Consider the following 12,478-nt stretch of genomic DNA (forward strand, 5'->3'; position numbering starts at 1 on the left):
TCAGTCAATGTGTTTTTATATCTGTATTATTTTACATGCAGCTTTTTAAACAGCTGTTGGCTCACGTGATCCAGCGTTTGTGGAATCGCCAGAGCTGCCACAAAGCGGTCAGGACGTAAAATAACAACCGAGTCAGATGTTTTACCAAACCATGTACGGATATCGGTGCCGATATCGCCAATGGTAATCACGCCGTCAAATTGCTTACGGTTTTCATTGCCAAACTGAACTTCGGGAATGACCTGAATAAATTTGATGCCTAATTTTTTCCAGACTTGCATAGTGGCATCCGAGATGCCCCATTGAGGGTCGACTCCCCAGGCAATAATGGCAAAGTCGTTGCCAATCACCTCATCCAGTAAAACTTGTTCACCCGACTCAAGTTTCACTTGCGGCTGAATAAACATCTTGCCGACCGGAGACTCTTTCTTGCCGTCTGCCAGCAAAGCACCGTCATGATATTTTGGCATCGGTTTAAAACGCATTTCAAGCAAATACTGTTTAATTGGCTTGATGTAATTCAATGCATAGGCAATACCGTCACGCACGAAACCTTGCCATTTTTTCGGTGGCGCAAGTACATGACCTGCCATCACTGAAAGATCAATCATGGCTTTAGCATGGTCTTTACGTTCAATCTGGTAAGAATCAAGCAGGTCTGGAGTCGCCTTGCCCTGAACAACCAATGCCACTTTCCAAGCCAGGTTAAAGGCATCGCGCATACCGCTGTTATACCCCTGACCTTGCCATACTGGCATAATATGTGCAGCATCACCGGCAAGCAAAATACGGTCAACACGGAATTTATCAGCAATACGTGCATTGTGGGTATAAACACGCTGACGGATTACTTCGATATTTTCAGCATTAGGCAATACTTTAGACAGCAATTTGGCAATATTTTCCGGTTTGCTTAACTCTTCTTGAGTTTCACCCGGCATCACCATGAATTCGAAACGGCGAATACCATGAGGCAGGGCAGCAGATACATACGGACGTACCGGGTCGCAGCATAGATAAATATGCGGTGTTGCCAAAGGATCATTTTCAATGTCAATTACAATCCATTGGTTTGGTGCGGTTTTACCATCAAAACCAATATTTAAAGTACGACGTACAATTGAGTTACCGCCATCACATGCAATTAAATATTTTGCCTGAACAATTTCTTCTTTCTGGTTTTTATCTTGAATTTTAAGCGTTACGCCGTTGGCATCTTGGCTAAATTCGCCCAGTTGACGTGAAAACAGTACTTGAGTGTTTTCATATTGCTTTAAGCCTTGCAGCAAGACATTATCGACCTGAGGCTGAATAAAAGCATTACGGCGTGAGAAACCGAATTCGCGGGTGAGTGGCTGAATGTCAGCAAAACAGCGACCTTTAGGCGTCAAGAAACGCATGGCATGATTTGGTGTGGTATGCGGTAAAACTTGATTCACTAAGCCAAGTGACTGAATAGTACGCAATGCTTCATCATCAATACCAATCGCACGCGGGTAATCAATCAAACTGTCCAGTTGTTCGATTACAGTGACCTGAATGCCTTGTTTACTTAAATAGTTCGCAATAGTCAAACCCACAGGGCCTGCGCCCAAGATTGCCACTTCAGTGGTGTAATTTGTTTTGTTGCTCATAGCGAATGCCCATTCAATCAATTCACATTTAAGCGTATTAACGGTGAATTTGAGGGTCTAAACAAGCTATGCCATAGTAGATATGTTGAATGAAAACAAAACAGCGGAAATACATATTATTATATAAGATATTGAAAATAAATATTTATTTAAATTGTCTACTATATGGTTTTCGGGCTTAATGATCATTTTTTTCTATCATATATAAATATTTGCTAAACATAAAAAGCGCAAGAGTTTACCTCATTCCGCTTTTTGACTTAATCTTGCTTTGCATGCAACAGCATGGAGTGAATGATTTGCAGTGAGATTTTAAAAACGTCAAAAAATAAAAATTGAATGATGACGGATTCAAAATAAATTGGATGCTTTACTATACAGTACGGAAAAAATGAAAGTGAGCATCATCATGATCCGTATGGGTGGGTGAGTTGTGCTCACTGATGAACTGATTATATCTATCTGAAAGCGAGTTGATTTTGAAACTGATTTCTCCTACTCAAGCTGTACCGACTCATATTATTTCTGGTTTTTTAGGGGCTGGAAAAACCACCTTGCTTCAACATTTGCTCAGTCAGAAGCCAGAAAATGAGGTCTGGGCGGTGTTGATGAACGAGTTTGGGCAAATTGGGGTCGATCAGCAGCTGTTACCGCAAACCCAAGGCTATGAAGTGAAAGAGCTATTGGGCGGTTGTCTTTGCTGTAGCAGCCAGTTACCGATGCAGATTGCCTTGTCGCGATTATTGTCAGAAAGCAAACCGGACCGGTTGTTTATCGAACCCACAGGGCTAGGACATCCTGCACAATTGCTGGAACAGCTGACCGAACCGCACTGGCAGCCGAGTATTGCCATGCGTGCCTTGGTGACTGTAGTCGATGGTTCCCGTTTGCATGATAGTGATTGGAGCAAGCAGAATTTATATGCCGATCAGTTAAAAGCAGCACAAATCATTGTGGTGTCCCATGCGGATACTATGAGTTTTGCAGATGATCAGGCTTTGCAGGCATTAAAGCGTGAATATCAGGCTTATCAGCAAACCTGGCTGATGAGTGGGCAAGATAAAATTCCTCTGCAACAAATTGACCTGCCTTATGTGGGAACCAGACGTAAAATTCAGCCTTTATTGAAAATCCAAAAAACATTTTCAGCTGGACAGCCTCTACCAGAAATTAAACAGTTGCCTTATCACTATGTTGAAACTGCACAAGGCTATAGTGTAGCGGGATGGAAATTGCCCAAGCGCTGGCAATTCGACTTTTATGCCTTGCTGGATTTACTGTGTGAACAGCAACAGTGGCTGCGGATTAAAGGGATTTTTAATACCAACCAGGGCTGGAAAACCTTCAATTTTAATCCCGAGCAGTTTAACTATCAGTCTGTAGAAGAAGGCGTGGATAACCGTATTGAAATTATTGTGCAGCATCCGCATGACTGGCAGTTATTTGAACAGCAACTGTTTCAGTGCCAGATTAATCCAGATCAGGATTAAAAAACATTTCAGCAAAATACGCCCAAATCTTATATGCTAGGCGCCAAATTTGAGGACTCTTTTATGGCGCTAAAAGCAACAATTTATAAGGCAGATTTGAATATTGCCAATATGGATGACCATCAATATGGTGATTATCAACTCACTATGGCTTTGCATCCTTCAGAAACCATTGAACGTTTGATGGTGCGTATTTTGGCTTATGCGCGTTTTGCTGATGATGCTCTGGAGTTTACCAAAGATTTGTTTGAAACTAATGAGCCGGCGTTATGGCAAAAAGATCTGACCGGCCAACTGATTAAATGGATTGAAGTGGGCTGTCCGGATGAAGATAAGGTGAAAAAGGCCAGTGCGCGTTGTAAGCAGGTGGCTGTGGTTACTTATGGCTCAGCTGTAGATGAATGGTACAAACGCAACAGCAAATTAAAAACCTTAAGCAATGTCGAAGTGTGGAAACTCTCTACTGCGACTACTGATGCCTTGCCACAATTATGCGAGCGTACTATGCAGTTACAGCTAAATGTTATGGATGGTGAATGGACCTTGATTGGGGATCACGCTCAAGTCGTGGTGGAGTGGGAACAATTACAATAAATAGATACAGGTTGCAGGCTTAAGCTTGCATCCTGATCACAAAATTGCCTATACCTGAAAACAATAAAAATGAATAAAGGGAAAATATATGTATCCGGATCTCTATTGTTTGCTGATTGCCCTCGGTATTGGGGTAATTATTGGTGCAGAGCGAGAATATCGTAGCAAATCGGCCGGCCTTCGAACCATGATTATGGTCATCTGAGTTCCTGCCAATATTCTGACCGGGCTGGATTTGTCCGGGCAGGGGTGATTTTTAAAGATGAAAATCATAAAAAATTGACGGCTTATTTATTGAATGATTCAAATATCCATGAGCTCAGCTTTTAAATACAGCTAAGAACGGATACCTCTTAAATTCTAAAGCATGCAGCCAAATCCGGTTATACTAGGCATTGAAAAATTGCTGCTCAGTTTAGGTAAATGATCATGATAAATGAATTAGAAATTATCGATTTAAAAGTAGGTGAAGGTAAAGAAGCGGTGAAAGGTGCGCTGATTACGACCCATTACACCGGCTGGCTGGAAGATGGAACCAAATTCGATTCATCCATTGACCGTGGCAACTACTTTGAAACCGTGATTGGTACCGGTCGTGTGATTAAAGGCTGGGATCAGGGCATTATGGGCATGAAAGTCGGTGGTAAACGTAAATTAATGGTGCCGGCACACCTGGCTTATGGTGAACGTAAAATGGGTAAAATTATTCCTGCCAATTCAAACCTTATTTTTGAAATTGAACTATTTGACGTAAAAACACGTGATTAAGTGCGCCTTGATTATCGGTTAAAAAATATTCTGCAAGAGACAAGGATGAATCTTGCAGATAGGTGAAAAATAGTTTGAATTTTATTTTTTTACCGCTACATTAAGAAATAGCTAAGCGTATTTAAGGATGATTCGCTTTTTGTATAAAATTCAGAAATTAATTCATTTTTTAAAACTTTTTCTAGCAATATGTCTATGCATAGGTCTGGGGCAGAAGCAGGTCTGGGCACTTTATGAAGCCGCACCCGAATCTTATTATTTACATCAAAAATTCTTGAATGATGTTCAGTTTACTGAAGATAGCTCTACGCCTCTTAAGGGGACATGGCAGTATTATCCTGAGCAATTCATCACCCAACCCAGTTCAGTTTTAAAATCGACTAGCGTAACTTTGCCAGTCTCTTTTAAAGAAATCACTGGAACTAACCAGACTTATGGCACATTTATTGGCCATTTTAAAATACCTAAGCAATTTGTAGGGCGCCGTATAGCCATTTTTATTCCCAATCAATATGGGGCTTATAAAATGTTCTTGAATGGTGATTTTATACTGCGTTTAGGAGAAGTTGGAAAAGACCCAAGCCATCATCAAACGGAAAATGCACCTAAAATTGCCTTTTTTGTGGTGGAAAAAGAGTATTTCACCATCACCATTCAGGCATCCAATTTTGATCCTCAGCATGGTGGTCTTGAAAATCCGATGCGGATAGGCATAGGTACAACCATTGGTCGCCAGTTCCAGCAGATGATGATGAGTATTGGCCTGGTGTGTGGAGCAGTCTTGGGTATTGGAATGTTTACCTTAATGTTTTCAGTATTCCAAGGAGTGATTAATCGCAGCAGTATCCGGGTTTTTGTGTTTGGTGTTTTTATTCTGTTTCTGGCCTTGCATAATTTATTTTCAGCCCCTTATGCCTATACCACCTTTACCAATATCAGCTGGTTATGGGGAGAGCGTTTAGAATATCTGTTTACTTATCTAGCAGTCACTTTTTTTATCAGTTATATGTTTTTACTCAGTCGGCGTTATCTGCATCCGATTGTTTACAGTGTGGCGATGTGCATACTGATCATGGGTATGATGGTGACCTTGTTTACTGTGCCTGAAATCTTTCAGCGGTTTGCCTTTTATAGTTCAGTCATTAGCCCGATTGTCATTGTAAATTTTGGCTATGGTTTTTATCTGACCCTGAAATCAAAAGAGCAATATTCCAGCGTCAATGTATGGGCGATAATTTTATTATGTGTGACCTTTTTTCATGATTTCTTGTTGACCTTAAATTTACTCGATTCATTTAATCTTTCATTTATTTCAACCAGTTTCTATGCCTTGCTGATTATGTTTCAGCAGTCAAAAAACTATGCACAGCATACCTCGCATATTGAGCAATTGAATAATAGCTTACTTGAGCTGAATAGTTCTCTGGATCATAAAGTACAGGAGCGCACTTCACAGTTACATCAACTGAACCAGAAGCTAGAGCGACAAATTCAAATAGACGCATTAACCGGGGCTTTTAACCGTCGGGCTTTAAATGCTGAAATTCAGCGATTATTTACCCTGACACAAAATCATACCCATTATAGTCTGGCATTTGCCATGTTAGATGTGGATTATTTTAAAAACTATAATGATTACTATGGGCATTTGAAGGGGGATGTAATTTTGCAAGATTTGGTCAAGCTGATCCAGCAGGCCTTGCCTGAATCTGCTTATGTTGCCCGCTACGGTGGGGAAGAGTTTGCCATTATTTTGCATAATATTCCGAGTCAAGTGGTCTTGAATGTGTTGCAGCAGGTTTTAAATGCAGTCAGAGATGCTCAATTTGAACATTTAAACCGGCCTGATCAAAAACAGTATGTGACTTTAAGTATGGGGGTGGCATGGATGGATCGAAATCATCCCTATAACGATATTCATGAACTGATGAAAGCTGCCGATATCCGGCTTTATGCAGCCAAGGATGCCGGACGGGATCAATATCAGCCCTCTGGAACTTAGTTTAAATTTTGTGGATATTTAACCTTTTTTTAGCTCTTTTGACTAAAATAAAAAGTAGGTATGCCAGTTAAAGTATGATGATCTTAATCACAGTTCCTCTATTTTTAAACGTTTCATTTTCAAAAAATTATTATTTTTTAAGCTTCATTTCAGCTTGATTGGATAAAAAGACAGATTCAGAGTTCTGAACGTCGTAAATCATGAAAAGGGTAGTTTTCTATTGATTAATGATGCTACGTGTTCAGAGCATAAAATGTTTTTTGAGCACCATTCAATGAAGACTCGCTTGCTGTCCACCTTGCTTTCTGCTTCTCTTTCCGCCGTTTTATGTCAGATGCCTCATTTAGCCTGGAGTAAAACACTACCATCCAGCAATCCCACCCTCACGGTGATTGGCTACCATGAAATTACCGATCGTCAATCGGCATTGATTCCTGACTATTCGGTAACGACCCAGCAGTTTCAGCAACATATCAGTTGGCTTAAAAATAATGGTTTTCATTTTATTAATGTTGATCAGCTGATTAAAGCGCACGAAGGGAAATATCGCTTGCCGAGCAAACCGGTTTTATTAACGGTGGATGATGGCTATGCATCATTTTATAAAAGTGCCTATCCGGTGACCAAAGCCAATAAAATTCCCGTGGTGCTGGCGGTCGTGGGTTCATGGCTAGAGCCTAAAGCAGGTCAAAGCGTTGACTTTTCAGGTGAGAAAATTCAGCGTAGTCAAATGTTGTCCTGGACTGAATTGAAAGAGATGCAGGACAGTGGTCTGGTCGAAATTGCCAGTCATAGCTATAACCTGCATCGCGGTATCTTGGGCAATCCGCAGGGCAATATGGAACCGGCGGCAGTGACACGGTTATACGATCCTAAATCTGCCAGTTATGAAACCGAACGTCATTATCAGCAACGGATTACAGGTGACTTAAAGCAGAATAACCAGTTATTGACTGCACATGGTTTGAAATCACCTCGTGTGATGGTTTGGCCCTATGGTCACTATAATATGCAAACCGTAAAAATTGCCAAACAGTTAGGTATGCCGGTGGCGATTAGTCTGGACGATGGTGCAGATTCGGCTAAAGATTCATTGGGGCAGCTCAACCGTATTCTGATTGAAGGCAATATGACGACTGCGGATTTAGCTCAGGAGATTCAAAATCGTCAGCAACATTTAGGCGACAATAACCGTCCGCAAAAAATCATGCATATCGATCTGGATTACATTTACGACAAAGATCCTATTCAGCAGGAACGTAATCTGGATCACTTGCTTGACCGGATTGTGGCGATGAAAGTCAATACCGTGTATTTACAAGCCTTTTCTGATCCGGATGCCAATGGTTCTGCGGATATGGTGTATTTCCCGAACCATTATTTGCCCATGCGTGCCGACCTGTTTAACCGTGCTGCCTGGCAAATTCAAACCCGTACCCAAGTCAGCCGGGTCTATGCCTGGATGCCATTACTGGCCTGGGAATTACCAAAAGATAACCCGGTGTCCAAAGATGTGGTAGTGACCCAGCAAGCCGATGATTCTAACCATCTGAATATGGGCTATCATCGTTTAAGTCCTTTTTCTGCCGATGCGCGTAAAACCATTGCCGGTATTTATCAGGATCTGGCCAAATCAGTGCCATTTAACGGCATTTTATTCCACGATGACACCACTTTATCGGACTATGAAGATGCCAGCCCTGATGCTTTAAAAGCCTATGCTGCGATAGGCTTACCGACCGATCTGGCCAAAATCCGTAATAACGATGCCGAGCTGGAAAAATGGACCGGCTTTAAAACCAGATACATTGATGACTTTGCCATGCAACTGGCGCAAGAAGTCCGTCAGTATCATCCATTCTTGCTGACTGCACGCAATTTATATGCTCAGGTTGCCCTGCGGCCTTATGCTGAAAACTGGTATTCACAGTCTCTGGAACAGTCGATCAACCGTTATGACTTCACTGCAATCATGGCAATGCCCTATATGGAGCAGGCCGCAGATAGCGATGCTTTTTATCGGGACATTGTTAATCGCGTGAAGCAATATCCGAATGGCATGAAGAAAACCGTCTTTGAATTGCAGTCAGTGAACTGGCGAACCAATCAACGCGTTCCTTCCAATGAAATAGCCAGAACCATTGAGTCTTTATATACTCAAGGGGTGATGCATGAAGCGTATTATCCAGATGATCCGATTCAGGACTATCCAGATACAGGCGTGTTACGCAAAGCCTTTGATATGAAATCCAGCAAACTTATTCCTTAAAGGAATTCCATATGTCAACGCTGCAGCATTTTTGGCATTCTGCATTGCACTTTGTTTTTTATTATCCATTATTTATGTCGTATTTATGGATGATCGGTGCACTGATTTTCTACTGGAAAGAACGACAGGATCCGCCGTATCAGCAGCCTGAGGCATTACCTGATTATCCTAAGGTGGCTGTACTGGTGCCTTGTTTTAACGAAGGTGATAATGCCGAAGAAACATTGGGTCATGCACTGGCGCTGGATTATCCAAATTTTGAGGTCATTGCGATCAATGATGGCAGTTCCGATAACACCGCAGCCGTGTTAAACCGTCTGGCAGACCGGTATGAAAAATTGCGTGTAGTGCATTTGGCACATAATCAGGGTAAAGCCATGGCCTTGCAGGCTGGCAGCTTGCTCACCGATGCAGAATATTTGCTCGGCATTGATGGTGATGCCTTGCTTGATCCGCATGCTGCGACCTGGATGTTACGGCATTTTCTGCAGGATGAAACCGTGGCTGCGGTCACCGGTAATCCGCGAATTCGTACCCGTTCGACATTGATTGGACGTATTCAGGTGGGAGAATTTTCTTCCATTGTTGGCATGATTAAACGGGCACAACGCAGCTTTGGTCGGCTGTTTACCGTTTCTGGCGTGATTACTGCCTTTCGTAAAAGTGCGGTACATGAGGTCGGCTACTGGTCACCTGACATGCTAACCGAAGATATCGACATTACCTGGAAGCTGCAACGTGCAGGCTGGAATATTCACTTCGAACCAAATGCCCTGGTCTGGATTTTAATGCCGGAAACATTCAAGGGCTTGTGGAAACAGCGGCTACGCTGGGCCATGGGCGGGGCACAGGTGCTGATTAAAAATATAGATGTGCTGTTTCAACCGAAACTGAATTTTTTATGGCCGCTGCTGTGTGAGCTGGTTCTGACTTTGGTATGGTCTTATTTGATGCTGTTTATGGCCGTTCTCTGGTTAATCCATTTTGTGCTTCCATTGGGCATATCGGGCATTAGTTCACCATTTTTACCCTATGGCACCGGCATGCTTTTGGGCGTGACCTGCCTATTGCAGTTTGCGATCAGCAAATGGATGGACAGCCGTTATGAACCTTCGCTAGGCAAAAATTACTTCTGGATGATCTGGTATCCCTTTGTGTTTTGGCTGATCACCCTGACGGCCAGTATCGTGGCATTTCCTAAAGTATTGTTACGCGGCAATGGCCAGCGCGCACGCTGGGTCAGTCCAGACCGCGGGATGCGTAATTCCAAACTCAATAATGAAGAAGTCATCCATGAAAAATAATCCTTTAATTATTGATTTACGTCATTGCTTGCCGTGGCATAAACGTTATGCATCACATACCTCTACCGCCATGATGTGGGCGGTATGGCTGTTGTTATGGCGACCGTTGTTGATTGTGCTGGGGATTGTGAGCCTGCAAAAACAGCATGTGTTGCATCAGCTTTTTTCTGCCTTTGGTTTGGGCATTGAACATGGCGTGAGTGCATTATTGGCCTGTGCTGTGGGCTTGCTGCTATGGTCGAATTTTGTTCCTGCAAAAACAGTAAAGACAAGCTCTGCCAAAAATATTGCCGATTATGGACAGCATTTTGGTTTGGCTGTGGAAGAAATCGAACAGGGACGCCAGCAAAAGGTCAGCGTGGTTCATCATGATGAACACGGCAAAATCATTCATATTGAATAACAGATTTTTTTATCTGTACCCAAAACCAAGAAAATCCCGGGTTGGCATCCAGCCCGGGATTTTTCTATTTTATTTTATCGGCTATTTGCCCGGTACGCGCAACGCATAGCAGGCTAAACCCGTACACAGTAACAGCAATCCCAGGATGAAATGTGAGCTGAGCATTTCGTGATTAAGCCATGTGCCCCATAGTGTAGCCAGTACGGGGCAAATGATGTTCATCAGCATCAGTGTAGTGGGCTTGACTTTGTTCAGCAGCTGATAATAAAAAATCATTGCCAGTACAGATGAAAATACTGCGCTATAGACAATTGCAATAGCGGTATCTAACGACGGCAGCTCATCTGGCATGTCGGAGGAGAAAAAGGGCAGCAAGCTACAATAACCCAGCCATGACATGATGGTAGCACCGGTCATCTGACTGATCGGATGGATATTTGCAGCAACCGCACGCACAGCAAATGCAGAAAATACATACAAAAGCATGGCCACGATTTCCAAACCAATGCCAAATCTATCCAATAACAGGTTTTGCGCGTTTAAGCCCAGTGCGAAATATAAGCCCAACATACCCATCAGCAAGCCCAGCCATTGATAAGCGTTAAATTTTTCACTGCGAAAAATATAAATGGCCACTAAACCCGAGACAAAGGGAGCACTACCATAAATGATTGAAATCACCGTGGAAGGTACCCTGGATGCGCCCATATAGCAGAAGGCCATGGAGGCAAAGAGGCCGAGAGCACCCGCGGCATAGCTGAGTAAAGCTTGCGGGTGCACCGGTACTTTGACCTTGAAGTAGGCTTGACAGGCTAGAGCAATCGGTATGGCCAAGCTAAACCGGATAAATAAACCCCACGCCCAATGAATTTCATGCACTGTCCAGACGGCTGAAAGCGGAGTGAGTGACCAAATCAGCACAACAGTAATAAATTGACCGGCTGTAGCAAAGCGTGAGTTTTGGTTAAAAGGGGCTACAACCGGTTTGGACAGTGGTGTGGGGAATCCATTTTTATTGATTGGATTATTCATCAGCTTTTTCCTTGTTTTTAGGCAATAAAAAAGGCCGCTATTGAGGCGACCTTGGGGTATTTTTTACTTAGTGATTTATTCTAAATCATCATCAGGGTACAGTTTCCAAGGCACCTCATGTAAAAACTCCACACGTCGTGAACCGGCCTGGTTGACCTGAAGATCCCAAGCGAGGCAAGTGACAAGCGTATATTGAGCAGATGAAGAAATAGGGAACATGAGTAAAATTCCTTGGCATTCTTTTTTATAACATAAAATTTTAAAAATCGTATAATTTTTATTCAAATTGTTTATATAATATAAAAATAATAATTATTTATTCATGAGAGTGACGCTATGGTGAAAATACTCTTGGGGCTATGTGTTTGCATTGGACTGATTGTCCTTTGGAAAATATTTTTAAAAACTCAGATCAATCAACATTTACAGCAATTTAGAATTAAGCAGCTCGCCGATTTAATCAAACCCGATGCGACCTCGGCACAGCCCTTATCCACAGCACAAGCGCGGGTAGATGAGGTGGAAGAATATGAACAACAGCTGTTTGATGATGTTTGCCAGATATTTTTTGAACGCCATCTGACTGAACGTAATTTAAGTCAGGCTATTGTAGTTCAAGAAGGAATTCTAAAAAAACTGCCCGCCAAGGCACAAACCCGGATTCGTAAGCTGGATTTAGGCGAGTGGTCGATTTACTGGACCTTCTATGACCAGTCTTTAGAATATTATGTCGGACGTTATGGCGTGTTTTATACCCATATTGACCGTTTTGGCTGTGAGCATAAATGTGAATTCAAGGAACAGCATAGCCATGCCTGACTGAAACTATTCCTCTTGACTTGAATACACAAAAATAAAAATCCCCAAAATTATATGCTTTTTCTCTGTACACGACAAATTTCATAGGATCCTTGTCCTATCAGGCTTTTTCTTTCTTAAAATTGCTAGCACTTTCTTAAATTCTTCTTTTTTTCCAAAACCA

Annotated in this window: 11 protein-coding genes and 1 pseudogene; 9 read left to right on the forward strand and 3 right to left on the reverse strand. The window is 42.3% G+C overall.

The genetic code is table 11. The features are described from left to right. Positions 1-26: 26 nt before the first annotated feature. Positions 27-1,634 carry a bifunctional 3-(3-hydroxy-phenyl)propionate/3-hydroxycinnamic acid hydroxylase gene (locus ACE01T_RS15655; RefSeq protein WP_395519639.1) on the reverse strand — a complete coding sequence of 536 codons (1,608 nt, stop codon included), beginning with the start codon at positions 1,632-1,634 and terminating at the stop codon, positions 27-29. Between the two features lie 479 nt (positions 1,635-2,113). On the opposite strand from ACE01T_RS15655, the gene ACE01T_RS15660 reads away from it, so the two are divergent. The 8 genes and pseudogenes from ACE01T_RS15660 to pgaD all read left to right on the forward strand — a co-directional run bounded on the left by ACE01T_RS15660 (position 2,114) and on the right by pgaD (position 10,464). Beyond that, a complete protein-coding gene (locus tag ACE01T_RS15660) occupies positions 2,114-3,124 on the forward strand; it encodes a CobW family GTP-binding protein (RefSeq protein WP_180082367.1) in 1,011 nt (336 codons plus the stop codon). A 63-nt stretch (positions 3,125-3,187) separates the two neighbouring features. Further along, entirely contained in the window at positions 3,188-3,718 is a 531-nt protein-coding gene (locus tag ACE01T_RS15665) for a YaeQ family protein (protein ID WP_180082366.1), read from the forward strand. 88 nt (positions 3,719-3,806) lie between these two features. Beyond that, positions 3,807-3,988: pseudogene (locus ACE01T_RS15670) on the forward strand (MgtC/SapB family protein); the annotation flags it as partial. A gap of 159 nt (positions 3,989-4,147) precedes the next feature. After that, positions 4,148-4,486, forward strand: coding sequence for an FKBP-type peptidyl-prolyl cis-trans isomerase (locus tag ACE01T_RS15675; protein WP_086176864.1), 339 nt, complete (start codon positions 4,148-4,150; stop codon positions 4,484-4,486). A gap of 127 nt (positions 4,487-4,613) precedes the next feature. Then, complete coding sequence (locus tag ACE01T_RS15680; RefSeq protein WP_395519640.1) at positions 4,614-6,488, forward strand: sensor domain-containing diguanylate cyclase; 1,875 nt, start codon at positions 4,614-4,616, stop codon at positions 6,486-6,488. A gap of 334 nt (positions 6,489-6,822) precedes the next feature. Beyond that, positions 6,823-8,757, forward strand: coding sequence for a poly-beta-1,6-N-acetyl-D-glucosamine N-deacetylase PgaB (gene pgaB / locus ACE01T_RS15685; RefSeq protein WP_395519642.1), 1,935 nt, complete (start codon positions 6,823-6,825; stop codon positions 8,755-8,757). Positions 8,758-8,768: 11 nt separating this feature from the next. Further along, the gene (pgaC, locus tag ACE01T_RS15690) at positions 8,769-10,061 is read left to right on the forward strand and encodes a poly-beta-1,6-N-acetyl-D-glucosamine synthase (RefSeq protein ID WP_086195960.1); all 1,293 of its coding nucleotides are present in this window, start codon (positions 8,769-8,771) and stop codon (positions 10,059-10,061) included. Continuing rightward, positions 10,051-10,464, forward strand: a complete 414-nt coding sequence (gene pgaD, locus ACE01T_RS15695; protein WP_086195959.1) for a poly-beta-1,6-N-acetyl-D-glucosamine biosynthesis protein PgaD — start codon at positions 10,051-10,053, stop codon at positions 10,462-10,464. The genes pgaC and pgaD overlap by 11 nt, the downstream gene beginning before the upstream one ends. An 81-nt stretch (positions 10,465-10,545) precedes the next feature. On the opposite strand, the gene ACE01T_RS15700 is transcribed toward pgaD, so the two are convergent. Both ACE01T_RS15700 and ACE01T_RS15705 read right to left on the reverse strand, forming a co-directional pair. Beyond that, entirely contained in the window at positions 10,546-11,496 is a 951-nt protein-coding gene (locus ACE01T_RS15700) for a DMT family transporter (protein ID WP_180044397.1), read from the reverse strand. A gap of 75 nt (positions 11,497-11,571) precedes the next feature. After that, positions 11,572-11,715 (reverse strand): hypothetical protein, encoded by a 144-nt coding sequence (locus ACE01T_RS15705; RefSeq protein ID WP_180044399.1) that lies wholly within the window; start codon positions 11,713-11,715, stop codon positions 11,572-11,574. Positions 11,716-11,832: 117 nt separating this feature from the next. Here ACE01T_RS15705 and ACE01T_RS15710 point away from each other — a divergent pair, with 117 nt between their 5' ends. Continuing rightward, on the forward strand, positions 11,833-12,315 hold the full coding sequence (locus ACE01T_RS15710) for a hypothetical protein (RefSeq protein ID WP_395519641.1): 483 nt from the start codon (positions 11,833-11,835) through the stop codon (positions 12,313-12,315). Positions 12,316-12,478: the final 163 nt, after the last annotated feature.

Source organism: Acinetobacter uliginosus, from assembly GCF_044130295.1.
Lineage (GTDB): Bacteria > Pseudomonadota > Gammaproteobacteria > Pseudomonadales > Moraxellaceae > Acinetobacter.

Bases quoted from the DNA above. Each gene is read 5' to 3' on its own strand.
- ACE01T_RS15680 (WP_395519640.1), top strand. From the start codon at position 4,614: ATGATTCGCTTTTTGTATAAAATTCAGAAATTAATTCATTTTTTAAAA.
- ACE01T_RS15700 (WP_180044397.1), bottom strand. From the start codon at position 11,496: ATGAATAATCCAATCAATAAAAATGGATTCCCCACACCACTGTCCAAA.
- ACE01T_RS15710 (WP_395519641.1), top strand. From the start codon at position 11,833: ATGGTGAAAATACTCTTGGGGCTATGTGTTTGCATTGGACTGATTGTC.
- ACE01T_RS15655 (WP_395519639.1), bottom strand. From the start codon at position 1,634: ATGAGCAACAAAACAAATTACACCACTGAAGTGGCAATCTTGGGCGCA.
- pgaC (WP_086195960.1), top strand. From the start codon at position 8,769: ATGTCAACGCTGCAGCATTTTTGGCATTCTGCATTGCACTTTGTTTTT.
- ACE01T_RS15675 (WP_086176864.1), top strand. From the start codon at position 4,148: ATGATAAATGAATTAGAAATTATCGATTTAAAAGTAGGTGAAGGTAAA.
- ACE01T_RS15665 (WP_180082366.1), top strand. From the start codon at position 3,188: ATGGCGCTAAAAGCAACAATTTATAAGGCAGATTTGAATATTGCCAAT.
- ACE01T_RS15705 (WP_180044399.1), bottom strand. From the start codon at position 11,715: ATGTTCCCTATTTCTTCATCTGCTCAATATACGCTTGTCACTTGCCTC.
- pgaB (WP_395519642.1), top strand. From the start codon at position 6,823: ATGCCTCATTTAGCCTGGAGTAAAACACTACCATCCAGCAATCCCACC.
- pgaD (WP_086195959.1), top strand. From the start codon at position 10,051: ATGAAAAATAATCCTTTAATTATTGATTTACGTCATTGCTTGCCGTGG.